At 43.1% G+C, this 26,936-nt stretch carries 24 protein-coding genes; all 24 read left to right on the top strand.

The window, feature by feature from the left end; genetic code table 11:
* The first annotated feature begins 27 nt into the window (after positions 1-27).
* The 24 genes from proS to SB658_RS06325 all read left to right on the top strand — a co-directional run bounded on the left by proS (position 28) and on the right by SB658_RS06325 (position 26,841).
* Positions 28-1,722 (top strand): proline--tRNA ligase, encoded by a 1,695-nt coding sequence (gene proS / locus SB658_RS06440; protein ID WP_003231918.1) that lies wholly within the window; start codon positions 28-30, stop codon positions 1,720-1,722.
* Between the two features lie 108 nt (positions 1,723-1,830).
* A complete protein-coding gene (locus SB658_RS06435) occupies positions 1,831-6,144 on the top strand; it encodes a PolC-type DNA polymerase III (protein ID WP_069703521.1) in 4,314 nt (1,437 codons plus the stop codon).
* Positions 6,145-6,473: 329 nt separating this feature from the next.
* Entirely contained in the window at positions 6,474-6,944 is a 471-nt protein-coding gene (gene rimP, locus SB658_RS06430) for a ribosome maturation factor RimP (RefSeq protein ID WP_003231915.1), read from the top strand.
* Positions 6,945-6,978: 34 nt separating this feature from the next.
* On the top strand, positions 6,979-8,094 hold the full coding sequence (gene nusA, locus SB658_RS06425; RefSeq protein ID WP_003231912.1) for a transcription termination factor NusA: 1,116 nt from the start codon (positions 6,979-6,981) through the stop codon (positions 8,092-8,094).
* Positions 8,095-8,107: 13 nt separating this feature from the next.
* Positions 8,108-8,383, top strand: a complete 276-nt coding sequence (gene rulR / locus SB658_RS06420) for a glucose-induced regulator RulR (RefSeq protein ID WP_009967250.1) — start codon at positions 8,108-8,110, stop codon at positions 8,381-8,383.
* 1 nt (position 8,384) lies between these two features.
* On the top strand, positions 8,385-8,687 hold the full coding sequence (locus SB658_RS06415) for a YlxQ family RNA-binding protein (protein WP_003220946.1): 303 nt from the start codon (positions 8,385-8,387) through the stop codon (positions 8,685-8,687).
* A 19-nt stretch (positions 8,688-8,706) separates the two neighbouring features.
* Positions 8,707-10,854 (top strand): translation initiation factor IF-2, encoded by a 2,148-nt coding sequence (infB, locus tag SB658_RS06410; RefSeq protein WP_024571391.1) that lies wholly within the window; start codon positions 8,707-8,709, stop codon positions 10,852-10,854.
* The gene (locus tag SB658_RS06405; protein ID WP_003220950.1) at positions 10,851-11,129 is read left to right on the top strand and encodes a DUF503 domain-containing protein; all 279 of its coding nucleotides are present in this window, start codon (positions 10,851-10,853) and stop codon (positions 11,127-11,129) included. The genes infB and SB658_RS06405 overlap by 4 nt, the downstream gene beginning before the upstream one ends.
* A gap of 16 nt (positions 11,130-11,145) precedes the next feature.
* On the top strand, positions 11,146-11,499 hold the full coding sequence (rbfA, locus tag SB658_RS06400; protein ID WP_009967251.1) for a 30S ribosome-binding factor RbfA: 354 nt from the start codon (positions 11,146-11,148) through the stop codon (positions 11,497-11,499).
* 81 nt (positions 11,500-11,580) lie between these two features.
* Positions 11,581-12,510 carry a tRNA pseudouridine(55) synthase TruB gene (gene truB / locus SB658_RS06395; RefSeq protein ID WP_033885006.1) on the top strand — a complete coding sequence of 310 codons (930 nt, stop codon included), beginning with the start codon at positions 11,581-11,583 and terminating at the stop codon, positions 12,508-12,510.
* Positions 12,511-12,528: 18 nt separating this feature from the next.
* On the top strand, positions 12,529-13,479 hold the full coding sequence (gene ribF / locus SB658_RS06390; RefSeq protein ID WP_014476827.1) for a bifunctional riboflavin kinase/FAD synthetase: 951 nt from the start codon (positions 12,529-12,531) through the stop codon (positions 13,477-13,479).
* Positions 13,480-13,635: 156 nt separating this feature from the next.
* Positions 13,636-13,905, top strand: a complete 270-nt coding sequence (rpsO, locus tag SB658_RS06385; protein ID WP_003220957.1) for a 30S ribosomal protein S15 — start codon at positions 13,636-13,638, stop codon at positions 13,903-13,905.
* 172 nt (positions 13,906-14,077) lie between these two features.
* The gene (pnp, locus tag SB658_RS06380; RefSeq protein WP_003231897.1) at positions 14,078-16,195 is read left to right on the top strand and encodes a polyribonucleotide nucleotidyltransferase; all 2,118 of its coding nucleotides are present in this window, start codon (positions 14,078-14,080) and stop codon (positions 16,193-16,195) included.
* 116 nt (positions 16,196-16,311) lie between these two features.
* On the top strand, positions 16,312-17,271 hold the full coding sequence (locus tag SB658_RS06375) for a polysaccharide deacetylase family protein (RefSeq protein ID WP_033885003.1): 960 nt from the start codon (positions 16,312-16,314) through the stop codon (positions 17,269-17,271).
* Between the two features lie 39 nt (positions 17,272-17,310).
* Positions 17,311-18,540, top strand: a complete 1,230-nt coding sequence (locus SB658_RS06370) for a M16 family metallopeptidase (protein ID WP_003245717.1) — start codon at positions 17,311-17,313, stop codon at positions 18,538-18,540.
* A 77-nt stretch (positions 18,541-18,617) separates the two neighbouring features.
* Complete coding sequence (locus SB658_RS06365; protein WP_003231890.1) at positions 18,618-18,875, top strand: YlmC/YmxH family sporulation protein; 258 nt, start codon at positions 18,618-18,620, stop codon at positions 18,873-18,875.
* Positions 18,876-19,060: 185 nt separating this feature from the next.
* Positions 19,061-19,954, top strand: a complete 894-nt coding sequence (gene dpaA, locus SB658_RS06360; RefSeq protein WP_003231888.1) for a dipicolinic acid synthetase subunit A — start codon at positions 19,061-19,063, stop codon at positions 19,952-19,954.
* Between the two features lie 2 nt (positions 19,955-19,956).
* Positions 19,957-20,559, top strand: coding sequence for a dipicolinate synthase subunit B (gene dpaB / locus SB658_RS06355; RefSeq protein ID WP_003231884.1), 603 nt, complete (start codon positions 19,957-19,959; stop codon positions 20,557-20,559).
* 125 nt (positions 20,560-20,684) lie between these two features.
* On the top strand, positions 20,685-21,725 hold the full coding sequence (gene asd / locus SB658_RS06350; protein WP_003231882.1) for an aspartate-semialdehyde dehydrogenase: 1,041 nt from the start codon (positions 20,685-20,687) through the stop codon (positions 21,723-21,725).
* A gap of 91 nt (positions 21,726-21,816) precedes the next feature.
* Entirely contained in the window at positions 21,817-23,031 is a 1,215-nt protein-coding gene (gene dapG / locus SB658_RS06345) for an aspartate kinase (RefSeq protein ID WP_015483233.1), read from the top strand.
* Positions 23,032-23,061: 30 nt separating this feature from the next.
* The gene (gene dapA / locus SB658_RS06340; protein WP_029726485.1) at positions 23,062-23,934 is read left to right on the top strand and encodes a 4-hydroxy-tetrahydrodipicolinate synthase; all 873 of its coding nucleotides are present in this window, start codon (positions 23,062-23,064) and stop codon (positions 23,932-23,934) included.
* Between the two features lie 177 nt (positions 23,935-24,111).
* On the top strand, positions 24,112-25,779 hold the full coding sequence (rnjB, locus tag SB658_RS06335; RefSeq protein ID WP_003231875.1) for a ribonuclease J2: 1,668 nt from the start codon (positions 24,112-24,114) through the stop codon (positions 25,777-25,779).
* 115 nt (positions 25,780-25,894) lie between these two features.
* Positions 25,895-26,632: a translocation-enhancing protein TepA gene (gene tepA, locus SB658_RS06330; RefSeq protein ID WP_003245712.1), complete on the top strand. Its 738-nt coding sequence runs from the start codon at positions 25,895-25,897 to the stop codon at positions 26,630-26,632.
* Entirely contained in the window at positions 26,629-26,841 is a 213-nt protein-coding gene (locus tag SB658_RS06325; RefSeq protein ID WP_047182622.1) for a YlzJ-like family protein, read from the top strand. The genes tepA and SB658_RS06325 overlap by 4 nt, the downstream gene beginning before the upstream one ends.
* Positions 26,842-26,936 lie beyond the last annotated feature (95 nt).

Here is a 26,936-nt window from a genome sequence, read left to right as displayed (position 1 = left end):
AAGTAAATCAATCAGAGGTGCGAAGAAATGAGACAAAGCTTGACGCTTATTCCTACGCTCCGTGAAGTTCCAGCTGATGCCGAAGCAAAAAGTCATCAGCTTCTTCTGAGAGCAGGATTTATCAGACAGAATACGAGCGGGGTATACAGCTATATGCCTCTTGCGTATAAGGTGATTCAAAACATTCAGCAGATTGTTCGAGAGGAAATGGAGAAAATTGATGCCGTAGAAATGCTCATGCCCGCATTGCAGCAGGCAGAGACATGGCAGGAATCAGGCAGATGGTATACGTATGGTCCCGAACTGATGAGACTAAAAGACCGTCATGGCCGTGAATTTGCTTTAGGGGCAACGCATGAAGAGGTTATCACTTCGCTTGTTCGCGATGAGGTTAAATCTTATAAGCGTCTCCCTCTGACTCTTTATCAAATTCAGTCTAAGTTCAGAGATGAAAAACGTCCTCGCTTCGGTTTGTTAAGAGGCCGCGAATTTATTATGAAGGATGCGTACTCTTTCCATGCATCTGCAGAGAGCCTGGATGAAACGTATCAAAAAATGTACGAGGCCTATTCTAATATTTTTGCCCGCTGCGGCATTAATGTAAGACCTGTTATCGCTGATTCAGGCGCAATGGGAGGAAAGGATACGCACGAATTTATGGCACTTTCTGCGATCGGAGAGGATACGATTGCGTATTCTGATGAATCACAGTACGCGGCTAATATCGAGATGGCTGAAGTTCTTCACCAGGAAGTTCCTTCAGATGAAGAGCCTAAAGCTCTAGAGAAGGTTCATACGCCTAACGTGAAAACAATCGAAGAACTGACTGCGTTCTTACAGGTTTCGGCTGAAGCGTGCATTAAGTCAGTATTGTTTAAAGCTGATGACCGTTTTGTCTTAGTGCTTGTAAGAGGGGATCATGAAGTTAACGATATTAAAGTGAAAAACTTGCTTCATGCAGAAGTTGTAGAGCTTGCTACACATGAAGAGGTCATTCAGCAGCTCGGAACAGAGCCAGGCTTTGTAGGCCCTGTCGGTATTCATCAGGATGTGGAAGTATATGCCGATCAAGCTGTGAAAGCAATGGTTAATGCTGTTGCCGGGGCAAATGAAGGAGATCATCATTATAAAAATGTCAATGTGAATCGTGACGCGCAAATTAAAGAATTTGCTGATCTTCGTTTTATTAAAGAAGGTGATCCTTCACCAGACGGCAAGGGAACGATCCGTTTTGCTGAGGGAATCGAAGTCGGACAAGTCTTTAAGCTCGGAACACGCTATTCAGAAGCGATGAATGCGACATATTTAGATGAAAACGGACGCGCGCAGCCAATGCTGATGGGCTGTTACGGAATCGGTGTGTCAAGAACGCTTTCTGCTATTGCTGAACAGCATCACGACGAAAAAGGCTTAATATGGCCAAAAAGCGTTGCGCCGTACGATCTTCATATTCTTGCTTTGAACATGAAAAACGATGGGCAAAGAGAGCTTGCTGAAAAGCTGTATGCCGATTTAAAAGCGGAAGGCTATGAAGTGCTCTATGATGACCGTGCTGAGCGTGCCGGCGTAAAATTCGCTGATTCAGATTTAATCGGCCTTCCAATCCGCATCACTGTCGGAAAACGAGCTGACGAAGGAATCGTCGAAGTGAAAATTCGTCAAACTGGTGAGTCAACTGAGATTTCAGTAGACGAATTATCTGCGTTTATCAGCAAGCAGTAATCACCATAACGATTTATCAAAAAACATGTTAAAATAGAAATAATAGAAGGTACCTCATTGCCTGAGGTACCTTCACTTATGATGTTTTTAGGGAGGGATACTGTCTTAATGGAACAGTTATCAGTAAACAGAAGGCAGTTTCAAATTCTTCTGCAGCAGATTAATATGACAGATGATACCTTCATGACATACTTTGAACATGGCGAGATTAAAAAGCTGACAATTCACAAAGCTTCTAAGTCTTGGCATTTTCATTTTCAATTTAAATCTTTGCTGCCTTTTCAAATATATGACACATTAACAACGAGGCTGACGCAATCGTTTGCCCACATAGCAAAAGTGACATCTTCAATTGAAGTTCAGGATGCCGAGGTCAGTGAAAGTATCGTTCAAGACTACTGGTCACGCTGCATTGAAGAACTGCAGGGCATTTCGCCGCCGATTATCAGTCTTTTAAACCAGCAAAAACCGAAGCTGAAGGGCAATAAACTGATTGTCAAAACCAAAACGGATACAGAAGCGGCTGCGCTAAAAAACAAATACAGTTCCATGATTCAAGCAGGCTACCGTCAATTTGGCTTTCCGGATCTTCAGCTTGATGCTGAAATATTTGTATCCGAGCAGGAAGTTCAAAAGTTTCGGGAACAAAAGCTTGCGGAAGACCAAGAGCGGGCGATGCAGGCCTTGATTGAAATGGAGAAGAAAGATAAAGAAAGTGATGAAGACCAAGCACCATCTGGTCCTCTTGTTATCGGTTATCAAATTAAAGATAACGAGGAAATCCGGACACTTGACAGCATCATGGACGAAGAACGGAGAATTACGGTCCAAGGTTATGTGTTTGATGTGGAGACGCGCGAGCTGAAGAGCGGGCGCACGCTGTGTATCTTCAAAATTACAGACTATACAAATAGTATTTTGATCAAAATGTTTGCACGTGAAAAAGAAGATGCGGCACTGATGAAGTCTCTGAAAAAAGGAATGTGGGTAAAAGCACGCGGAAGCATTCAAAATGATACATTTGTCAGAGACCTTGTCATGATCGCAAATGACGTAAACGAAATAAAAGCAAAAACCCGTGAAGATTCAGCACCTGAAGGAGAAAAAAGAGTGGAATTGCATCTTCATTCCCCAATGAGCCAAATGGATGCTGTTACGGGTATCGGAAAGCTTGTCGAACAGGCGAAAAAATGGGGGCATGAGGCCATCGCTTTGACCGACCATGCTGTCGTTCAATCCTTCCCTGATGCGTATTCTGCGGCCAAAAAGCATGGAATTAAAATGATTTACGGGATGGAAGCGAATCTCGTGGATGATGGCGTGCCAATTGCTTATAATGCCGCACATCGTCTGCTCGAAGAAGAAACATATGTTGTTTTTGACGTTGAGACGACAGGATTGTCTGCTGTATACGATACCATTATTGAGCTGGCTGCAGTAAAAGTAAAAGGCGGAGAAATTATTGATAAATTTGAGGCGTTTGCGAACCCGCATCGTCCGCTTTCCGCCACAATCATAGAGCTGACAGGGATCACTGATGATATGCTACAAGACGCTCCGGATGTCGTAGATGTAATAAGAGATTTCAGAGAATGGATTGGCGATGATATCCTTGTCGCTCATAATGCAAGCTTTGATATGGGATTCTTAAATGTAGCCTATAAAAAGCTTCTTGAAGTCGATAAAGCTAAAAACCCAGTCATTGACACGCTAGAACTAGGACGTTTTCTCTATCCGGAATTTAAGAACCACCGGTTGAACACACTTTGTAAAAAGTTTGATATCGAACTCACACAGCATCACCGTGCGATCTATGATACTGAGGCAACCGCTTATTTGCTTTTGAAAATGCTGAAAGACGCAGCTGAAAAAGGCATTCAGTACCATGATGAGTTGAATGAAAATATGGGTCAGTCCAATGCTTATCAAAGATCAAGACCGTATCATGCAACATTACTTGCCGTGAACAGCACGGGACTTAAAAATTTATTTAAGCTTGTGTCACTTTCTCATATTCATTATTTTTACAGAGTGCCGCGTATTCCGAGATCTCAGCTTGAGAAATACAGGGAAGGGCTGCTGATCGGTTCTGCTTGTGACAGGGGAGAGGTTTTTGAGGGAATGATGCAAAAATCGCCTGAAGAGGTGGAAGATATCGCGTCATTCTATGATTACCTTGAGGTTCAGCCGCCTGAAGTGTATCGTCACTTGCTGGAGCTTGAACTGGTCCGTGATGAAAAAGCGCTGAAAGAAATTATTGCGAATATCACGAAGCTGGGGGAAAAGCTTAATAAACCGGTTGTTGCTACGGGAAATGTTCATTATTTGAATGATGAGGATAAAATCTACAGAAAGATTTTAATATCCTCACAAGGCGGGGCAAATCCGCTGAATAGGCATGAACTGCCGAAAGTGCATTTTAGAACGACAGACGAAATGCTTGAAGCTTTTTCTTTCTTAGGTGAAGAAAAAGCGAAGGAGATCGTAGTCACCAATACCCAAAAGGTTGCTTCTTTAGTTGATGACATCAAGCCGATTAAAGATGATTTATATACGCCGAAAATCGAAGGCGCTGATGAAGAGATCAGAGAAATGAGCTATCAGCGTGCAAGAAGCATTTACGGGGAAGAGCTGCCTGAAATTGTCGAAGCGCGGATTGAAAAAGAGTTAAAGAGTATTATTGGCCACGGATTTGCTGTTATTTACTTGATCTCTCACAAACTTGTAAAACGTTCACTAGATGACGGGTATCTCGTTGGTTCCCGTGGTTCCGTAGGATCTTCATTAGTTGCGACACTTACTGAGATTACTGAGGTAAACCCGCTGCCGCCGCACTATGTTTGTCCTGAGTGTCAGTATTCTGAGTTCTTTAATGACGGTTCTGTCGGTTCTGGTTTTGACCTGCCTGACAAGACATGTCCTCATTGCGGAACGCCTTTGAAAAAAGACGGCCATGATATTCCATTTGAAACGTTCTTAGGATTTAAAGGGGACAAAGTACCTGATATCGATTTGAACTTCTCAGGGGAATATCAGCCGCAAGCACATAATTACACAAAAGTATTGTTCGGAGAAGACAATGTATATCGTGCGGGAACAATAGGCACGGTGGCAGAAAAAACAGCCTACGGTTATGTAAAAGGCTATGCCGGAGACAACAATCTTCATATGCGCGGTGCCGAAATAGATCGGCTCGTGCAGGGATGCACGGGTGTAAAACGTACAACTGGACAGCACCCTGGCGGTATTATCGTAGTTCCGGATTATATGGATATTTATGATTTTTCACCGATCCAGTTTCCGGCAGATGCCACAGGTTCAGAGTGGAAAACGACTCATTTTGATTTCCACTCCATCCATGACAACCTGTTAAAACTTGATATTCTCGGACACGATGACCCGACTGTTATTCGGATGCTTCAAGACTTAAGCGGAATAGACCCGAAAACAATTCCGACGGATGATCCTGAAGTGATGAAGATCTTCCAGGGAACCGAATCACTCGGTGTGACTGAAGAACAGATTGGCTGTAAAACGGGCACTCTTGGAATTCCTGAATTCGGAACCCGATTTGTCCGGCAGATGCTTGAAGATACAAAGCCGACCACTTTTTCTGAGCTCGTTCAGATTTCAGGCTTGTCTCACGGAACTGATGTATGGCTTGGCAATGCACAGGAGCTCATCCACAATAATATTTGTGAGCTGAGTGAGGTTATCGGCTGCCGTGATGACATTATGGTTTATTTAATCTATCAAGGCCTTGAGCCGTCCCTTGCCTTTAAAATCATGGAATTCGTGCGTAAAGGAAAAGGATTAACGCCTGAATGGGAAGAAGAAATGAAAAATAACAATGTCCCAGACTGGTATATTGATTCCTGTAAAAAGATTAAATACATGTTCCCGAAAGCCCACGCCGCGGCATATGTCTTAATGGCAGTCCGCATTGCTTACTTTAAAGTGCATCATGCTCTTTTGTATTATGCGGCTTATTTTACCGTTCGTGCAGATGACTTTGATATTGATACAATGATCAAGGGCTCTACAGCAATCAGAGCGGTAATGGAGGATATAAACGCTAAAGGACTTGATGCTTCACCGAAGGAAAAGAACCTTCTGACTGTTTTAGAATTAGCGCTTGAGATGTGTGAGAGAGGCTATTCATTCCAAAAAGTCGATTTATATCGCTCCAGCGCTACAGAGTTTATTATTGACGGCAACAGTCTTATTCCGCCGTTTAACTCTATTCCAGGGTTAGGGACGAACGCTGCTTTGAACATTGTAAAAGCTCGCGAAGAAGGCGAATTCCTCTCAAAAGAAGATTTGCAAAAGAGAGGGAAAGTATCAAAAACGATTTTAGAGTACTTAGATCGCCATGGCTGTCTGGAATCACTGCCTGATCAAAACCAATTGTCACTGTTCTAATATGGAAAGCAGAATTTCTCAGAAATTCTGCTTCTATGCATACATAAGCGCAAAAAGTGCCATCGTAATATTAGAGTTTCTGTCACTTGCTTAGGTATGAAGGTAAGCGTATATCCATTTGCAATAAAAATATGGTTATGGTATAGTTTTATTGGAAATGCTAACGATTACCGAGGCAAAGAGTGGGGAAACCCGCTCTTTTGTATTGAACAGGAGAATTTTGTCTCGACATGTTCATCGTTTACTTTTTAGCCCCTGCTCTTTTGAAGCAGGGTTTTTATGCAGAGTGACGAGACGAATATGAGATCGACAGCACAAGGAGGAAGAACATGAGCAAAAAAGTGACTGACACCGTTCAAGAAATGGCTCAGCCAATCGTAGACAGCCTTCAGCTGGAACTCGTTGACATTGAATTTGTCAAAGAGGGCCAAAGCTGGTTCCTTCGCGTGTTTATTGATTCCGATGACGGTGTGGATATTGAGGAATGTGCCAAAGTAAGCGAAGCTTTAAGCGAAAAGCTTGATGAGGCAGACCCAATCAGCCAAAATTACTTTCTTGAAGTCTCATCTCCAGGAGCTGAGCGTCCGCTAAAGAAAAAAGCCGATTTCGAAAAATCACTAGGAAAAAACGTATACATTAAGACGTATGAGCCTATTGACGGCGTAAAAGTGTTTGAAGGTGAACTGGCTGAATTTGATGGACAAACAGTGACAGTTGAGATCACGATCAAAACAAGAAAGAAACGGATCAATATTCCGTATGAAAAGATAGCTAATGCAAGATTAGCTGTTACATTCTAATGAATACAAATGTTTTAAGGGGGGAGACCGTTAAATGAGCAGTGAATTATTAGATGCTCTCACGATTCTTGAAAAAGAAAAAGGCATCAGTAAAGAAATTATCATCGAAGCAATCGAAGCTGCGTTAATTTCTGCTTATAAGCGGAATTTTAATCAAGCGCAAAATGTACGGGTGGATCTAAACCGTGAAACTGGCTCCATCCGTGTATTTGCAAGAAAAGATGTCGTTGACGAAGTATACGACCAGAGATTAGAGATCTCAATTGAAGAGGCACAGGGTATCCATCCGGAATATATGGTCGGCGATGTCGTCGAAATCGAAGTTACACCTAAGGATTTCGGGCGCATAGCTGCTCAAACAGCGAAGCAGGTCGTCACACAGCGTGTGCGCGAAGCTGAGCGCGGCGTGATCTATTCTGAATTTATCGACCGTGAAGAAGACATCATGACAGGGATCGTCCAGCGTCTGGACAATAAATTTATCTACGTGTCTTTAGGCAAAATAGAAGCCTTGCTGCCGGTTAATGAGCAAATGCCGAATGAAAGCTACAAGCCCCATGACCGCATTAAGGTATATATCACAAAAGTAGAAAAAACAACGAAGGGCCCGCAGATTTATGTGTCAAGAACACATCCAGGCCTGTTAAAGCGTTTGTTTGAAATTGAAGTGCCTGAAATTTATGATGGAACTGTCGAGCTAAAATCTGTTGCCAGAGAAGCCGGCGACCGTTCAAAAATTTCTGTTCGCACAGATGATCCTGACGTGGATCCTGTCGGTTCATGCGTAGGGCCTAAAGGCCAGCGTGTGCAAGCAATCGTCAATGAATTAAAAGGTGAAAAAATTGATATTGTCAACTGGTCCAGTGATCCTGTAGAATTTGTCGCGAATGCGCTCAGCCCTTCCAAAGTGCTTGATGTCATCGTTAATGAAGAAGAAAAAGCGACAACTGTTATTGTTCCTGATTACCAGCTGTCTCTGGCAATTGGCAAAAGAGGACAAAACGCACGCTTAGCTGCTAAACTGACAGGCTGGAAGATTGATATTAAGAGCGAAACGGACGCAAGAGAACTTGGAATCTATCCGAGAGAACTTGAAGAAGATGATGAGCCGCTCTTTACGGAGCCTGAAACTGCTGAATCGGATGAATAAGAGGTGACTTTAGGTGAATAAACACAAAAAGATCCCATTACGCAAATGTGTAGTGACTGGTGAAATGAAGCCTAAAAAGGAACTGATCCGAGTTGTACGGTCGAAAGAAGGCGAAATCTCAGTAGACCCGACCGGAAAAAAGAATGGGCGGGGTGCTTATTTAACGCTGGATAAAGAGTGCATCTTAGCAGCAAAAAAGAAAAACACTTTGCAAAATCAATTTCAATCACAAATCGATGACCAGATTTTCGATGAATTGCTGGAACTGGCGGAAAAGGTGAAAAAATAAAATGTCTGGAATGGAATGGTTTCCCTTGCTGGGTCTGGCCAATCGAGCTCGTAAGGTCGTGTCAGGCGAAGACTTGGTAATAAAAGAAATCAGGAATGCGCGTGCAAAGCTTGTCCTGCTTACAGAGGATGCATCATCTAACACAGCAAAAAAAGTAACTGACAAGTGCAATTATTATAAAGTCCCTTATAAAAAAGTCGAGAGTCGCGCGGTTCTTGGACGCTCTATCGGTAAAGAAGCCCGTGTCGTTGTCGCCGTCACTGACCAAGGTTTTGCGAATAAGCTGATCAGCTTGCTCGATTAATATTTTTGGGGGTGAACGAATGGCTAAAATGAGAGTATACGAATATGCAAAAGCGTTAAATGTTTCAAGTAAGGAAATTTTGACCGCACTGAAGAACATGGATTTAGAAGTGAATAATCACATGGCCATGCTTGAAGAAAAGGCCATTAAAAAGCTAGATGCCAAATATAAAAAAGGCGGCGCAGCTGCTAAATCTCAAAAGCCAGCAGAAACGAACAAAAACAAACAGCCACAAGGGGTTAATCAGCAATCAGCTGGAAATCAACCAAATAAAATTCGAGACGGAAAGAAGAATGACGTGCAGAATAATCAATTTAACAAAAACAAGAAGAATAACAACAACAAAAAAAATAAACGCAACAACAACAATAAAAACCAACATCAGCAAAAGCCTGTAAAGCCGAAAAAAGAGCTTCCTGAGAAAATTACATTCTCTGGCACTTTAACAGTTGGCGCACTTGCTGAAGAGCTTGGCAAAGAGCCTTCAGAACTCATTAAAAAGCTGATGCTTCTTGGCGTAATGGCTACCATTAACCAAGAGCTTGATAAAGACACAATCGAACTCATTGCATCAGAATATGGTGTTGAAACAGAAGAGGTCATTGTGCTTGAAGAAACAGAGCTGGAAAAATACGAAGAGCCTGATAATGAAGAGGATCTTGAAATTCGTCCTCCTGTCGTGACAATCATGGGCCACGTTGACCATGGGAAAACAACGCTTCTTGACAGCATCCGTAAAACAAAGGTTGTTGAAGGAGAAGCAGGCGGAATCACTCAGCATATCGGCGCTTATCAAATTGAAGAGAACGGCAAGAAAATCACGTTCTTGGATACACCGGGCCACGCCGCATTTACAACAATGCGTGCACGCGGTGCAGAAGTAACTGATATTACGATTCTTGTCGTAGCTGCCGATGACGGTGTCATGCCGCAAACAGTTGAAGCGATTAACCATGCAAAAGCAGCAGAGGTTCCAATCATCGTAGCTGTGAATAAAATAGATAAAGAATCCGCAAACCCTGACCGTGTGATGCAAGAACTGACGGAATACGGACTTGTCCCTGAAGCTTGGGGCGGAGAAACCATTTTTGTGCCGCTTTCTGCTTTAACTGGAAAAGGCATTGATGAGCTCGTTGAAATGATTTTGCTTGTCAGTGAGGTAGAGGAACTGAAAGCGAATCCGAACCGTCAGGCAAAAGGAACGGTTATTGAAGCTGAACTCGATAAAGGCAGAGGGTCAGTTGCGACGTTGCTCGTACAAACTGGAACACTGCATGTCGGTGATCCGATCGTAGTCGGCAATACATTTGGCCGTGTCCGTGCAATGGTCAACGACATTGGCCGCCGTGTGAAAACTGCCGGCCCATCAACTCCGGTTGAAATTACCGGTTTGAATGATGTCCCTCAAGCAGGAGACCAATTCCTTGTCTTTAAGGATGAAAAAACAGCTCGTTCTGTCGGTGAAGCCCGTGCTTCGAAACAGCTTGAAGAGCAGCGCAGCGATAAAGCGAAGCTCAGTCTTGATGATTTATTCGAGCAAATTAAGCAAGGTGATGTAAAAGACATCAACCTCATCGTAAAAGCTGACGTTCAAGGATCTGCTGAAGCTTTAACGGCTGCGCTTCAAAAAATTGAAGTAGAAGGCGTTAAAGTGAAAATCATCCATACAGGCGTTGGTGCGATTACTGAATCTGACATTATCTTGGCATCTGCTTCCAATGCAATTGTTATCGGGTTTAATGTGAGACCGGACGGAAATGCTAAGAGTACGGCTGAAGCTGAAAATGTAGATATTCGACTTCACCGTATCATTTACAAAGTAATCGACGAGATTGAAGCTGCCATGAAAGGTATGCTTGATCCTGAATATGAAGAAAAAGTAATTGGTCAAGTAGAAGTACGCCAAACATTCAAAGTATCTAAAATCGGTACAATTGCCGGCGGATATGTTACTGAAGGAACCATTACGCGCGACAGCGGCCTCCGTTTAATTCGTGACGGCGTCGTCATCTTTGAAGGCGAAGTAGATGTTCTGAAACGCTTTAAAGACGATGTGAAAGAAGTTTCACAAGGCTATGAATGTGGTATTACAATTAAGAAATACAATGACATTCGTGAAGGTGACATCCTAGAAGCGTTTGTCATGCAAGAAATTGAAAGAACGTGATCGGATTTGCGGAGTGTGAATGCATCATTTATGATGCAGGATCGCTAAAAGAAAAGCGTGCCGTTCTGAAGCGGATTTTAACCAGGGTTCAAAACAAGTTCAATGTTTCGATTTCGGAGATTGGCTATCAGGACACCTGGCAAAGAACCAGCTTCGGAATCGCCGCTGTTTCTTCCTCTCGCGTTCAAACAGAAAAAGAACTGCAGCGCGTCCTAGCGTTTATCGATTCTTTTCCTGAAATTGAACGGACGATCACTAGGACAGAGTGGTTTTAACTTAGAGGTGATTGAATTGAGTATGAGAGCAAACCGTGTCGGCGAGCAAATGAAAAAAGAACTCGGTGATATTATCAGCCGCAAGCTGAAAGACCCGAGAATTGGTTTTCTGACAGTAACGGATGTACGTGTATCAGGTGATTTGCAAATTGCAAAGGTGTATATCTCGGTTCTCGGTGACGAGAAAAAACGGGAAGAAGCGCTGAAAGGGCTGGCAAAAGCGAAAGGATTTATCCGATCCGAAATCGGCAGCCGCATCAGACTTCGAAAAACGCCTGAAATTGAATTTGAGTTCGATGAATCAATCGATTACGGGAATCGGATCGAAACACTGATTCACGAATTACATTCAGAGAAACCATCTGAATAAAAAAAGAGAGGATAGGCGTATATCGTCTGTCCTCTTTCTTCGTTTATAAGAAAAAAACTCAAAAGAAGGAGTGAAAGGCAAATGGTTAACGGAGTTCTCCTTTTACATAAACCTGTTGGCATGACATCGCACGACTGTGTCATGAAGATCCGAAAGCTGTTAAAAACAAAAAAAGTAGGACATACAGGAACGCTCGATCCGGAAGTATCAGGCGTGCTTCCGATTTGTGTAGGAAGAGCGACAAAAATAGTCGAATACTTAACTGAAAAATCTAAAACGTATGATGCAGAAATAACATTGGGCTTTTCAACCACAACAGAGGATCAAACCGGAGAAACGGTGGAAACAAAGCCTGTCAATCACGACATTGATAAAGCGGATGTAGAAAAGGTTTTAAACAGTTTAAAGGGGAAACAAGAACAAATTCCGCCCATGTATTCCGCTGTAAAAGTAAACGGCAAAAAATTATACGAATACGCAAGAGCAGGGATTGAAGTAGAACGTCCGAAACGTATGATAACCATTGAAGACATTGCCCTGACGACAGAGATTAAACATCATGGAGAAACCGCAAGCTTCCGGTTTACAGTGACTTGCTCCAAAGGGACCTATGTAAGGACGCTGGCGGTCATGATCGGAGAAAAGCTCGGATATCCGGCCCATATGTCTCATTTAATCCGTACGGCATCCGGAGATTTTTCTCTCGACGAATGCTTTACTTTTGATGAGCTCGAAGCACAGGCCCAATCCGGGACCGTGGAAGAGCATACAGTTTCTATTGAACGTGCGCTCAATCATTTGCCGAAATGGATCATAAGTGATACATTAGCTAAGAAAGTAGAAAATGGGGCTTTGCTTGAGACGCCCGAGCAGTTTTCTGAAATGACAAGTGAAGAGCGTATTGCCGTCTTTACTGAATCCGGAACATGCTTGGCGATCTATTTCCCTCATCCTGCAAAAAATGGGCTGTTAAAGCCGGCAAAAGTATTGATGCAAAAAAGCGAACAATAGAAAAAAGGTGACCGTTCTGTGAAGACGATACATATTACACATCCTCATCATTTAATAAAAGAGGAGCAGGCTAAATCAGTGATGGCGTTAGGATATTTTGATGGCGTTCATCTCGGGCATCAAAAGGTAATCGGCACAGCGAAGCAAATAGCCGAAGAAAAAGGTCTGACATTAGCTGTGATGACCTTTCATCCCCATCCTTCTCACGTGTTGGGCAGAGATAAGGAACCAAAGGATCTGATTACGCCTCTTGAAGACAAAATAAACCAAATTGAACAATTAGGCACAGAAGTTCTGTATGTCGTTAAATTTAATGAAGTGTTTGCTTCTCTTTCTCCTAAGCAGTTTATAGACCAGTATATTATCGGTCTTAATGTGCAGCACGCAGTGGCAGGCTTTGACTTTACGTACGGCAAATACGGCAAGGGGACAATGGAGACCATGCCGGATGATTTAGACGGAAAAGCTGGGTGCACAATGGTAGAAAAATTGACGGAGCAGGATAAAAAAATCAGTTCTTCGTATATCCGTACCGCGCTTCAAAACGGAGATGTTGAATTGGCGAATGTCTTGCTTGGACAGCCTTATTTTATTAAAGGAATTGTCATTCATGGTGATAAAAGAGGGCGGACCATCGGGTTTCCGACAGCAAATGTCGGTTTAAATAACAGCTATATCGTTCCGCCCACAGGTGTATATGCCGTAAAAGCGGAAGTGAACGGCGAAGTTTACAATGGCGTTTGTAATATTGGCTATAAGCCGACGTTTTATGAAAAGCGCCCTGAGCAGCCTTCCATCGAGGTCAATCTGTTTGATTTCGATCAGGAGGTATATGGAGCCGCTATAAAAATCGAATGGTATAAACGGATTCGGAGTGAGCGGAAATTCAATGGCATCAAAGAATTAACTGAGCAAATTGAGAAAGATAAGCAGGAAGCCATCCGTTATTTCAGCAATTTGCGGAAATAACTTGCAACGCACGCAAATTTTATTCTAAAATATTTGCATATAGGCACGATTTTTAGTATGATAGTTTTCGTAGTCTTAAAACCATTGCTTGGCAATCCGAAGTCACCGACGGTTGCTAGGTAACTGGGGCTAAATATGATTTGGAGGTGAAACAGGATGGCAATTACTCAAGAGCGTAAAAACCAACTCATCAATGAGTTCAAAACACACGAATCTGATACTGGATCTCCAGAAGTTCAGATCGCTATCCTAACTGACTCAATTAACAACTTGAACGAGCATTTACGTACTCACAAGAAAGACCACCACTCACGTCGCGGTCTTCTTAAAATGGTAGGTAAGCGTCGTAATCTTCTTACGTATCTGCGTAATAAAGACGTAACTCGTTACCGTGAGTTAATTAACAAACTAGGCTTACGTCGATAATCGTAAAAAGCGGGAGGATTCCCGCTTTTTTATCGTATTAAAGCGAAATTTCTTATAACAAATCATTGAAATCCTTTTACATACTACTTTGACATTGATATGTTCAATTCATTTCGTTCATAATAGGAGTAATTGATTATTTCACACAACGAAGAGAGGAGTTCGTAATTGTATGGGACAAGAAAAACATGTCTTTACCATAGATTGGGCCGGAAGAACGCTTACTGTTGAAACCGGCCAGCTTGCCAAACAGGCAAATGGTGCTGTGATGATCCGCTACGGTGATACAGCAGTACTTAGTACAGCAACCGCTTCAAAAGAACCTAAACCGCTTGATTTCTTCCCTCTTACTGTAAACTATGAAGAAAGATTATATGCGGTAGGGAAAATTCCGGGCGGATTTATTAAAAGAGAAGGACGTCCAAGTGAAAAAGCGGTTCTTGCCAGCCGTTTAATTGACCGTCCGATCCGTCCTTTGTTTGCCGATGGATTCCGTAATGAAGTTCAAGTCATCAGCATTGTCATGAGTGTTGACCAAAACTGCTCTTCAGAAATGGCTGCCATGTTCGGTTCATCTCTTGCACTTTCTGTATCGGATATTCCGTTTGAAGGACCGATTGCAGGGGTTACTGTCGGACGCATTGATGATCAATTTATCATTAACCCGACAGTCGATCAGCTTGAAAAAAGCGACATCAATCTTGTCGTTGCCGGCACGAAAGATGCGATTAACATGGTAGAAGCGGGAGCGGACGAAGTTCCTGAGGAAATCATGCTTGAAGCCATTATGTTCGGCCATGAAGAAATTAAACGCCTGATTGCATTCCAAGAAGAAATTGTTGCAGCAGTCGGCAAAGAGAAATCTGAAATTAAGCTCTTTGAAATTGATGAAGAGCTTAATGAAAAAGTAAAAGCTTTGGCAGAAGAGGATCTGCTGAAAGCCATCCAAGTTCATGAAAAGCATGCCCGTGAAGATGCCATTAACGAAGTGAAGAACGCAGTTGTGGCAAAATTCGAGGATGAAGAACATGATGAAGACACAATCAAGCAAGTGAAGCAGATTTTATCCAAGCTTGTGAAAAATGAAGTTCGCCGCCTGATTACTGAAGAGAAAGTAAGACCGGACGGCCGCGGTGTCGATCAAATCCGCCCGCTCTCTTCAGAGGTTGGCCTCTTGCCAAGAACGCACGGTTCAGGTCTATTTACAAGGGGACAAACTCAGGCCCTCAGCGTTTGTACGCTAGGTGCTCTGGGAGATGTGCAAATCCTTGACGGCTTAGGTGTCGAAGAGTCGAAACGGTTTATGCATCATTACAACTTCCCGCAATTCAGCGTTGGGGAAACAGGACCGATGCGCGGACCGGGACGTCGTGAAATCGGACACGGAGCACTGGGTGAGCGTGCGCTTGAGCCAGTTATTCCGTCTGAAAAAGACTTCCCTTATACTGTCCGTCTTGTTTCAGAAGTGCTTGAATCAAACGGTTCTACATCTCAAGCAAGCATTTGCGCAAGCACACTTGCAATGATGGATGCCGGTGTACCGATTAAAGCGCCAGTTGCTGGTATTGCGATGGGTCTTGTCAAATCAGGCGAACATTACACTGTCTTGACTGACATCCAAGGCATGGAAGACGCGCTCGGAGATATGGACTTTAAAGTAGCGGGAACTGAAAAAGGCGTAACGGCCCTGCAAATGGACATTAAAATTGAAGGCCTTTCCAGAGAGATTCTTGAAGAAGCGCTTCAGCAGGCGAAAAAGGGCAGAATGGAAATCCTCAACAGCATGCTTGCAACATTAAGCGAATCAAGAAAAGAGCTTTCTCGATATGCGCCTAAGATCTTAACAATGACCATTAATCCTGATAAAATCCGCGATGTCATCGGACCAAGCGGAAAACAAATCAATAAGATCATCGAAGAAACCGGTGTTAAAATTGATATTGAGCAGGACGGCACAATCTTTATTTCCTCTACAGATGAAAGCGGCAACCAAAAAGCGAAAAAAATCATCGAAGACCTTGTGAGAGAGGTTGAAGTCGGCCAACTTTACCTAGGTAAAGTGAAACGGATTGAAAAATTCGGGGCTTTCGTTGAAATTTTCAGCGGAAAAGACGGTTTGGTGCACATTTCAGAGCTTGCGCTTGAAAGAGTAGGGAAAGTTGAAGATGTTGTAAAAATCGGAGACGAGATTCTTGTCAAAGTCACTGAAATTGATAAACAAGGACGAGTGAATTTATCCCGCAAAGCGGTGCTCCGTGAAGAGAAAGAAAAAGAAGAACAACAATCTTAAATGAAAACATAAAAGGAGCCTGGGAGACCCGGCTTCTTTATTTTGAAGCTTTTCAAAAGCAGGCGGGTTCTACCTTGTCCCTCTCCTTCATAATGTGAGATGAGGGGGGACAGAACATGTACAAAAAATTTGTACCGTTTGCCGTTTTTTTATTTCTTTTTTTTGTCTCATTTGAGATGATGGAAAATCCGCATGCACTTGATTATATAGGGGCAATGAAAAAAGATACGGTGACTGTCACGGCGTCAAAAGACCCGTTATATGAAGAATTGCTTCAAAAAGCGCCGGAGTACGAAGTTAAGCCCCAGAATGCAAGAATTGATAAAGTGTGGAAAAGCATTCCCGGCTACAATGGATTAAAGGTCAATATTGAACAATCATATAAAAAAATGAAAAAGAATGGCGAGTTTCGGGAAAAAGACCTGGTGTACAGCCAAGTAAAACCAAGTGTTCATCTTGAGTCACTTCAGCCTGAGCCTATTTATAAAGGAAATCCTGACAAGCCGATGGTTGCTTTCTTAATCAATGTGGCATGGGGAAATGAGTATTTGGAAAAAATGCTCCCTATTCTGCAAAAGCACCAGGTTAAAGCTACGTTCTTTTTAGAAGGCAATTGGGTGAGAAAAAATAAACAGCTCGCTAAGAAGATTGCAAAAGACGGACATGAAATCGGAAATCATTCATACAATCATCCGGATATGAGCAAACTGACTACAGGAAGAATTTCCGAGCAGCTCGACAAGACTAATGAACAAATAGAACGAACGATCGGTGTTAAGCCAAAGTGGTTCGCTCCGCCGAGCGGAAGTTTCAGAAAAGCGGTTATCGACATTGCAGCTGAGAAACAGATGGGAACAGTCATGTGGACAGTTGATACAATCGATTGGCAAAAGCCGGCTCCGTCTGTACTTCAGACGAGAGTGTTAAGCAAGATACATAATGGTGCCATGATTTTAATGCATCCGACTGACCCTACGGCGGAAAGTCTTGAAGCGCTGATTACAAAGATAAAAGACAAAGGATATGCGCTTGGAACAGTCACTGAACTAATGGATGAAACAAGACTATTGAAGTAACAGATGAAGGCAGCTTGTCTTTGAATAGGAGGAACAAATTTGATTAAACGATATACGTGTCAAAATGGTGTAAGAATTGTGCTGGAAAATAATCCGACAGTCCGTTCTGTTGCGATCGGCGTATGGATCGGCACAGGGTCGAGACATGAAACGCCGGAGATAAACGGAATTTCTCACTTTTTAGAGCACATGTTCTTTAAAGGGACGAGCACAAAATCTGCACGCGAGATAGCAGAATCTTTTGATCGTATTGGCGGCCAGGTCAATGCGTTTACTTCAAAGGAATATACCTGCTACTATGCAAAGGTGCTTGACGAGCATGCGAATTACGCGCTGGACGTATTAGCAGATATGTTCTTTCATTCAACGTTTGATGAAAACGAGCTGAAAAAAGAGAAAAATGTAGTATATGAAGAAATTAAAATGTATGAAGATGCGCCGGACGACATTGTACATGATTTATTGAGCAAAGCCACTTACGGCAATCATTCTTTAGGCTACCCAATTCTAGGCACGGAAGAAACGCTTGCTTCCTTTAACGGTGACTCTCTCAGACAATACATGCATGATTATTATACGCCGGACCGAGTGGTGATTTCGGTAGCGGGCAATATATCTGACAGTTTTATCAAAGATGTAGAAAAATGGTTCGGGTCATACGAGGCGAAGGGCAAAGCGACAGGCCTTGAGAAGCCTGAGTTCCACACGGAAAAACTGACGAGAAAAAAAGAAACAGAGCAGGCTCATTTGTGCCTTGGATTTAAAGGCTTAGAGGTTGGCCATGAACGTATTTATGATTTAATCGTCCTCAACAATGTGCTCGGAGGCAGCATGAGCAGCCGGCTGTTCCAAGATGTGCGTGAAGATAAAGGACTTGCTTATTCTGTTTACAGCTATCACAGCTCATATGAGGACAGCGGAATGCTAACGATTTACGGCGGAACGGGTGCAAATCAGCTTCAGCAGCTGTCGGAAACAATTCAAGAAACCCTTGCCACATTAAAACGTGACGGCATTACCTCGAAAGAACTGGAAAACAGCAAAGAGCAAATGAAGGGAAGCTTAATGCTGAGCTTAGAAAGCACAAACAGCAAAATGAGCCGAAACGGAAAAAATGAACTGCTGCTCGGCAAACATAAAACATTAGATGAAATCATCAATGAATTAAACGCCGTGAACTTAGAGCGTGTTAACGGCCTTGCCAGACAATTGTTTACTGAAGACTATGCATTAGCACTTATCAGCCCTTCCGGCAATATGCCGTCTTAAAATGGAAAGCCTGCTCCATAATGGAGCAGGCATTTTTTAATCCCTTTCATCATACATAGTACAAGGGGGTGACAGACATGCGGCTCAGTGAATTATCGGGAAAGGAAATTGTAGACATCAAAAGAGCTGAACGGCTCGGAGTGCTCGGCCAGACCGATTTGGAAATCAATGAACAGGATGGACAGATTACAGCACTCCTCATTCCCACAGTTAAGTGGTTTGGTTTGAGAAAGCAAGGTCATGACATTCGTGTCCCATGGCACCATATTCAAAAGATCGGTTCAGATATGATTATATTAGATGTACCTGAGGAAATGCCTCCTCGACAAGAGTAAATAGCCCAATTGCCTGTGAAGCGGGCTCTAAAGAAAACATCTGAAACATCGGCTGCCGGAGCCGATGTTTTTTTATATGGAAAAAGCGCATCTTTTATATTCACCGGTATTTCCTTTTGATCATAAGATGAAGGGGAGCTTAACAACTAGAGATCCAGTATATACAAAGAAGGTGAACGTTTAGAATGTTAACCGGATTGAAAATTGCAGTTATCGGCGGTGACGCAAGACAGCTCGAAATTATAAGAAAGCTCACTGAACAGCAGGCTGACATCTATCTTGTCGGTTTTGACCAATTGGATCACGGTTTTACCGGGGCAGTAAAATGCAATATTGATGAAATTCCTTTTCAGCAAATAGACAGCATCATTCTTCCAGTATCCGCGACAACAGGAGAAGGTGTCGTATCAACTGTATTTTCTAATGAAGAAGTTGTGTTAAAACAGGACCATCTCGACAGAACGCCTGCACATTGTGTCATTTTCTCAGGAATTTCTAACGCCTATTTAGAAAACATTGCAGCTCAGGCAAAAAGAAAACTTGTAAAACTGTTTGAGCGGGATGACATTGCGATATACAACTCTATTCCGACAGTAGAAGGAACGATCATGCTGGCTATTCAGCACACGGATTATACGATACACGGATCACAGGTGGCCGTTCTCGGTCTGGGGCGCACCGGGATGACGATTGCCCGTACATTTGCCGCGCTCGGGGCGAATGTAAAAGTGGGGGCAAGAAGTTCAGCGCATCTGGCACGTATCACTGAAATGGGGCTCGTTCCTTTTCATACCGATGAGCTGAAAGAGCATGTAAAAGATATAGATATTTGCATTAATACCATACCGAGTATGATTTTAAATCAAACGGTACTTTCTAGCATGACACCAAAAACCTTAATATTGGATCTGGCCTCACGTCCCGGGGGAACGGATTTTAAATATGCCGAGAAACAAGGGATTAAAGCACTTCTTGCTCCTGGGCTTCCAGGGATTGTCGCTCCTAAAACAGCTGGGCAAATCCTTGCAAACGTCTTGAGCAAGCTTTTGGCTGAAATACAAGCTGAGGAGGGGAAATAAGGATGTCGTCATTAAAAGGAAAAAGAATCGGGTTTGGGCTGACCGGGTCGCATTGCACATATGAAGCGGTTTTCCCGCAAATTGAGGCGTTGGTCAATGAAGGAGCTGAAGTCCGTCCGGTTGTCACATTTAATGTAAAATCTACAAATACCCGATTTGGAGAGGGCGCAGAATGGGTTAAAAAAATTGAAGACCTGACTGGATATGAGGCCATTGATTCGATTGTAAAGGCAGAACCTCTTGGGCCGAAGCTGCCCCTTGACTGCATGGTCATTGCGCCTTTAACAGGCAATTCAATGAGCAAGCTGGCAAATGCCATGACGGACAGCCCGGTGCTGATGGCGGCAAAAGCGACAATCCGGAACAATCGGCCTGTCGTTCTGGGTATCTCGACAAATGATGCTCTTGGTTTAAACGGAACAAATTTAATGAGGCTCATGTCAACAAAAAATATCTTTTTTATTCCATTCGGGCAAGATGATCCATTTAAAAAACCGAATTCAATGGTAGCCAAAATGGATCTGCTTCCGCAAACGATTGAAAAGGCACTCATGCACCAGCAGCTTCAGCCGATTCTAGTTGAGAATTATCAGGGAAATGACTAAATTTACAGAAAATCTTTCCCAAACTAAAAAATTCGGTCATCACCCGCATATTCTATGGTAAAATAAAACGTAAAATCATAGTCAAATCAATTCAATGAAGCTGATTGGCGGAAGGAGTTTTACAGATGGGAAGAGGTTTACACGTAGCTGTTGTCGGAGCGACAGGGGCTGTGGGACAACAAATGCTTAAAACACTTGAAGACAGAAACTTTGAAATGGACACACTTACATTGCTATCTTCAAAACGCTCTGCGGGGACAAAAGTCACGTTTAAAGGCCAAGAGCTGACTGTTCAGGAAGCTTCTCCTGAGAGCTTTGAAGGGGTAAATATTGCTTTGTTCAGCGCCGGCGGAAGCGTATCACAAACATTGGCACCAGAAGCTGTAAAACGCGGCGCTATTGTTATAGATAATACGAGTGCGTTCCGCATGGATGAAAATACACCGCTTGTTGTGCCAGAAGTGAATGAGGCAGACTTGCATGAACACAACGGCATTATTGCCAATCCAAACTGCTCTACAATCCAAATGGTTGCGGCACTTGAACCGATCCGCAAAGCATATGGCTTAAACAAGGTCATCGTATCAACTTACCAGGCAGTATCAGGAGCGGGTAATGAAGCTGTAAAAGAGCTTTACAGCCAAACACAGGCGATTTTAAATAAAGAAGAAATAGAGCCTGAGATCATGCCTGTAAAAGGTGACAAAAAACACTATCAAATCGCCTTCAACGCGATTCCGCAAATCGATAAATTCCAAGATAACGGCTATACGTTTGAGGAAATGAAAATGATAAATGAAACGAAAAAAATCATGCACATGCCTGACCTTCAAGTAGCGGCTACATGTGTGAGACTGCCAATCCAAACTGGGCACTCAGAGTCCGTCTACATCGAAATAGACCGTGATGACGCTACAGTTGAAGATATTAAAAATCTATTGAAAGAAGCTCCGGGCGTGACACTTCAGGATGATCCAAGCCAGCAGCTTTATCCGATGCCTGCTGATGCTGTCGGCAAAAACGATGTGTTTGTAGGCCGCATCCGCAAAGACTTGGACAGAGCAAACGGTTTTCATTTATGGGTTGTTTCTGATAACCTATTAAAAGGCGCGGCATGGAACTCTGTTCAAATTGCAGAAAGCCTGAAAAAACTAAACCTCGTATAAAAGAGAGAATTTTCTAAAGACGAATAGAAGAGAGTAAGGCGCTATCAGCCTGCTCTCTTCTGTTACGTCCGAATAATTTGGAGTGAAAACAGTGAAGATAATTGTTCAAAAGTTCGGCGGAACATCAGTAAAAGATGATAAAGGCCGCAAACTGGCTTTAGGGCATATTAAAGAAGCAATCAGTGAAGGATATAAGGTTGTCGTTGTCGTTTCAGCGATGGGCCGAAAAGGAGACCCGTATGCAACAGATTCTTTGCTCGGGCTGCTTTACGGCGATCAGTCAGCGATTTCTCCTAGGGAACAGGATTTGCTTTTATCTTGCGGAGAGACTATTTCCTCTGTCGTCTTTACAAGCATGCTGCTTGATAACGGTGTGAAAGCAGCTGCGCTGACAGGGGCTCAGGCTGGCTTTTTAACGAATGATCAGCATACCAATGCGAAAATCATTGAAATGAAACCGGAGCGTTTATTCAGTGTGCTCGCCAATCATGATGCGGTAGTCGTCGCAGGCTTCCAGGGCGCAACTGAAAAGGGTGATACAACTACAATCGGCAGAGGGGGCAGCGATACGTCTGCAGCCGCACTCGGAGCAGCTGTTGATGCGGAATACATCGATATTTTCACCGATGTAGAAGGCGTGATGACTGCTGACCCAAGAGTGGTGGAAAATGCAAAACCGCTTCCTGTTGTGACGTATACGGAAATCTGCAACCTGGCGTATCAGGGGGCCAAGGTCATTCATCCGCGTGCTGTGGAAATCGCAATGCAGGCCAAGGTTCCGATCCGCGTCCGTTCGACTTATTCGAATGATAAAGGTACATTGGTGACATCACATCACTCTTCCAAGGTCGGCAGTGATGTTTTTGAAAGGCTGATTACGGGAATCGCCCATGTCAAAGATGTCACGCAGTTCAAAGTGCCTGCGAAAATCGGCCAGTATAACGTTCAGACTGAAGTGTTCAAGGCTATGGCAAACGCTGGAATCAGTGTCGATTTCTTTAACATTACACCTAGTGAAATCGTCTATACGGTAGCCGGAAATAAAACAGAAACAGCTCAGCGTATTTTAATGGATATGGGCTATGATCCAATGGTGACGAGAAACTGCGCGAAGGTATCGGCGGTCGGCGCGGGCATTATGGGTGTTCCCGGTGTTACGTCCAAAATTGTATCGGCTCTTTCAGAAAAAGAAATTCCGATCCTTCAGTCGGCTGACAGCCATACGACGATATGGGTGCTCGTCCATGAAGCGGATATGGTTCCTGCTGTAAACGCTTTGCATGAAGTGTTTGAACTTTCGAAGTAAATGTGATTGAATCATGATGAGGTGAATAAAATGAATTTCGGAAATGTGTCTACAGCGATGATTACACCCTTTGACAATAAAGGGAACGTAGACTTTCAAAAACTGTCTACACTGATTGATTACTTGTTGAAAAACGGAACGGATTCTTTAGTAGTAGCGGGAACAACTGGAGAATCTCCGACCCTTTCAACTGAAGAAAAAATTGCGCTTTTTGAATATACAGTAAAAGAAGTAAACGGACGGGTGCCCGTTATCGCTGGTACTGGAAGCAACAACACGAAAGATTCCATTAAGCTGACAAAAAAAGCTGAGGAAGCGGGCGTGGACGCTGTTATGCTTGTTACCCCGTATTACAATAAACCTTCTCAAGAAGGAATCTACCAGCATTTTAAAGCAATTGCGGCAGAGACATCTCTTCCGGTTATGCTCTATAATGTTCCTGGCCGTACGGTTGCTTCTCTTGCTCCTGAAACGACGATCCGTTTGGCGGCAGACATTCCGAATGTGGTTGCGATTAAAGAAGCGAGCGGAGACCTCGAAGCGATTACAAAAATTATTGCTGAAACACCTGAAGACTTCTATGTCTATTCAGGGGATGACGCTCTGACGCTTCCAATTCTTTCAGTTGGAGGAAGAGGAGTTGTGTCAGTGGCGAGCCATATTGCAGGCACTGATATGCAGCAAATGATCAAAAATTATACGAATGGGCAAACAGCTAATGCGGCACTGATTCATCAGAAACTGCTGCCGATTATGAAGGAACTGTTTAAAGCGCCTAATCCTGCTCCAGTCAAAACAGCGCTTCAGCTGAGAGGTCTTGATGTCGGTTCTGTGCGTCTGCCTCTAGTCCCGTTAACTGAGGATGAACGTCTGAGCTTAAGCAGCACGATCAGCGAACTGTAAGAAAATTTCATACAGTGAAACAAACGCGGTCATTCTCACATTCAGCTGAGTTTGACCGTTTCTTTTACATATTGGTTTTCCCTAAACCTTCTGCTTTATCTTGTTTTCTAAATTTACTTTCAGTTATAATAGGAACAAGTGATGATGGACGGGTATGAGACTAGGAGGATATAGATTTTGAAAAAGAAAAATACAGAAAACGTTAGAATTATCGCCCTTGGCGGTGTCGGAGAGATTGGGAAGAACCTTTATGTCATTGAAATTGACTCAGACATATTTGTCGTTGATGCCGGTCTTATGCATCCAGAAAACGAAATGCTCGGTATTGATGTAGTGATTCCTGACATATCATATTTGATTGAACGGGCTGACCGCGTCAAGGCAATCTTTTTAACGCACGGGCACGATGAAAATATCGGCGGCGTTTTTTACTTATTAAACAAGCTGTCCGTTCCAGTGTACGGAACAAAATTGACGCTTGCACTGTTAAGAGAGAAATTAAAACAATACGGACATAACCGAAAAACTGATTTAAGAGAAATTCACTCCAAATCTGTCATTACATTTGAATCAACAAAGGTATCGTTCTTTAGAACGATTCACAGCATTCCTGATTCTGTAGGTGTGAGCTTTAAAACATCACTTGGATCTATTGTATGCACGGGAGACTTCAAATTTGACCAAACACCTGCACTTAATCAGACGTGCGACATTGGCGAGATCGCCAAGATCGGCAATAGCGGCGTGCTCGCTCTGCTTTCTGACAGTGCAAATGCGGAACGGCCGGGTTACACCCCTTCGGAAGCGGCTGTCAGCGGAGAAATTTCGGATGCGCTGTATAATTCACAGAACCGGGTGATTATTGCTGTTTTCGCATCCAATATTAACCGGATTCAGCAAGTCATTCATGCAGCGGCTCAAAATGGCAGAAAGATTGCCGTAGCCGGAAAAAATCTTCAATCTGTCCTGCAGCTGGCGAGAAAGTTAGGATATATTGAAGCAGATGATGAATTGTTTATTTCTGTACAGGATGTCAAAAAATATCCGAAGCGCGAAGTGGCCATTATTACAGCCGGAAGCCAAGGTGAACCATTAGCTGCTTTGACAAGAATGGCAAACAAAGCTCACAAACAGCTGAACATTGAAGAAGGGGATACGGTGGTCATTGCGTCAACTCCGATTCCCGGGCAGGAACTCATTTACTCTAAAACAGTAGATCTTCTTGCGAGAGCCGGTGCACAAGTCATCTTTGCCCAAAAGCGTGTTCATGTATCAGGCCACGGCTCACAAGAAGAGTTAAAGCTGATGATCAACCTGCTTAAACCAAAATATTTGATTCCTGTAAACGGCGAATACAGAATGCAAAAAGCTCATTCAAAAATCGCTGAAGAAACCGGCATGAAGCGCAGTGACATCTTCTTAATTGAAAAAGGCGACGTCGTTGAATTCCGCGGCCAAAACGTAAAAATTGGGGATAAAGTTCCTTACGGCAATATTTTAATTGATGGTTTAGGTGTCGGTGATATCGGCAATATCGTATTGAGAGACCGCCGCTTGCTTTCACAGGACGGAATTTTAATCGTTGTCATTACACTTGATAAACAAAAGAAACATCTTGTATCAGGACCAGAAATTATCACTCGCGGCTTTGTTTATGTAAGAGAGTCTGAAGGTCTTATCGTACAGGCTACTGAGCTTGTACGGTCCATCGTGACAGAAGCGACTGAAACATCAAATGTCGAATGGTCAACGCTGAAGCAGGCAATGCGGGATGCTTTGAACCAATTCCTTTATGAAAAAACGAAACGTAAACCGATGATCATCCCAATTATTATGGAAGTATAATGACTGACTAAAGACCGGAGCTGCTCCGGTCTTTATTTTTTGTCCTTCAAGCCGGGATTGAATGAAGTATCTTTGTTCATAATACAAAGAGAAACTCGGAAAGGATGAAAGCGAGATGGATCATCGTATGGAAAACACAGAAGAAGAGCGTCCTGAAAAAAATGATGCGAAGGACAGCATTATGAATAAAATACAGCAGCTTGGTGAAACGACGCTTCCACAGCTGCCCCAAGATACAAATATTCATTGTCTGACCATTATCGGACAAATTGAAGGCCATGTTCAGCTTCCTCCGCAAAACAAAACAACAAAATATGAACATGTCATCCCGCAGATTGTGGCAATTGAACAAAATCCTAAAATTGAAGGCTTGCTGATCATATTAAATACTGTCGGAGGAGATGTTGAAGCTGGTCTTGCAATAGCGGAAATGCTTGCATCTTTATCGAAACCGACCGTTTCTATCGTGCTTGGCGGGGGACATTCCATCGGCGTTCCGATAGCTGTATCCTGTGATTACAGCTATATCGCCGAAACAGCAACGATGACGATTCATCCAGTTAGGCTCACCGGGCTGGTCATCGGGGTGCCGCAAACGTTTGAATACCTGGATAAGATGCAAGAAAGAGTTGTTAAATTTGTCACAAGCCATTCCAATATAACCGAAGAGAAGTTTAAAGAGCTAATGTTTTCAAAAGGAAACTTAACACGCGATATCGGAACAAATGTGGTCGGTAAGGATGCAGTTAAATACGGATTGATCGATCACGCAGGCGGTGTCGGACAAGCAATCAATAAACTGAATGAGCTCATCGATGAAGCAAGGAAAGAAGAAGGACGGATGATTCAATGATTCTTTATACCGTGATGCCGCAGGAAATTGTGTTTGCAGAACAGAACCAAGAGAAAAGCGCACATGAGCAAATTGAATATAAAGGTGTACCGCTTCTAGTCGAAATGAAAGGGAATGAAGCGGAAGTCATTCAAATCATGAGCACCAATCCAATGCATTTTCTGCATCCGGACATTTCACCCGGACAAAAGCTGAAATTAAACGTATAAGAATCCAACCCTTTTTTAAGGGCAAAATATGCTATAATAGGGGAATCCTACAGAAAAAACGCAGCCTGTAAACGGCTGCTTTCTTCATTATGTAT

Origin of the sequence: Bacillus sp. SIMBA_008 (assembly GCF_046535495.1) — a bacterium.
In the GTDB taxonomy this organism is placed as follows: domain Bacteria; phylum Bacillota; class Bacilli; order Bacillales; family Bacillaceae; genus Bacillus; species Bacillus subtilis.
The sequence above is the reverse complement of the archived record's forward strand: the minus strand, read 5'-3'. Positions and strand labels throughout refer to the sequence as shown.

What these genes read in the sequence shown, in the direction of transcription:
- SB658_RS06415 (WP_003220946.1), top strand. Translation starts at nt 8,385, where the DNA reads ATGTCTGGAATGGAATGGTTTCCCTTGCTGGGTCTGGCCAATCGAGCT.
- truB (WP_033885006.1), top strand. Translation starts at nt 11,581, where the DNA reads ATGGTTAACGGAGTTCTCCTTTTACATAAACCTGTTGGCATGACATCG.
- rimP (WP_003231915.1), top strand. Translation starts at nt 6,474, where the DNA reads ATGAGCAAAAAAGTGACTGACACCGTTCAAGAAATGGCTCAGCCAATC.
- tepA (WP_003245712.1), top strand. Translation starts at nt 25,895, where the DNA reads ATGGATCATCGTATGGAAAACACAGAAGAAGAGCGTCCTGAAAAAAAT.
- pnp (WP_003231897.1), top strand. Translation starts at nt 14,078, where the DNA reads ATGGGACAAGAAAAACATGTCTTTACCATAGATTGGGCCGGAAGAACG.
- dapA (WP_029726485.1), top strand. Translation starts at nt 23,062, where the DNA reads ATGAATTTCGGAAATGTGTCTACAGCGATGATTACACCCTTTGACAAT.
- nusA (WP_003231912.1), top strand. Translation starts at nt 6,979, where the DNA reads ATGAGCAGTGAATTATTAGATGCTCTCACGATTCTTGAAAAAGAAAAA.
- asd (WP_003231882.1), top strand. Translation starts at nt 20,685, where the DNA reads ATGGGAAGAGGTTTACACGTAGCTGTTGTCGGAGCGACAGGGGCTGTG.
- dpaA (WP_003231888.1), top strand. Translation starts at nt 19,061, where the DNA reads ATGTTAACCGGATTGAAAATTGCAGTTATCGGCGGTGACGCAAGACAG.
- rpsO (WP_003220957.1), top strand. Translation starts at nt 13,636, where the DNA reads ATGGCAATTACTCAAGAGCGTAAAAACCAACTCATCAATGAGTTCAAA.
- SB658_RS06325 (WP_047182622.1), top strand. Translation starts at nt 26,629, where the DNA reads ATGATTCTTTATACCGTGATGCCGCAGGAAATTGTGTTTGCAGAACAG.
- SB658_RS06365 (WP_003231890.1), top strand. Translation starts at nt 18,618, where the DNA reads ATGCGGCTCAGTGAATTATCGGGAAAGGAAATTGTAGACATCAAAAGA.
- proS (WP_003231918.1), top strand. Translation starts at nt 28, where the DNA reads ATGAGACAAAGCTTGACGCTTATTCCTACGCTCCGTGAAGTTCCAGCT.
- dpaB (WP_003231884.1), top strand. Translation starts at nt 19,957, where the DNA reads ATGTCGTCATTAAAAGGAAAAAGAATCGGGTTTGGGCTGACCGGGTCG.
- SB658_RS06375 (WP_033885003.1), top strand. Translation starts at nt 16,312, where the DNA reads ATGTACAAAAAATTTGTACCGTTTGCCGTTTTTTTATTTCTTTTTTTT.
- SB658_RS06435 (WP_069703521.1), top strand. Translation starts at nt 1,831, where the DNA reads ATGGAACAGTTATCAGTAAACAGAAGGCAGTTTCAAATTCTTCTGCAG.
- infB (WP_024571391.1), top strand. Translation starts at nt 8,707, where the DNA reads ATGGCTAAAATGAGAGTATACGAATATGCAAAAGCGTTAAATGTTTCA.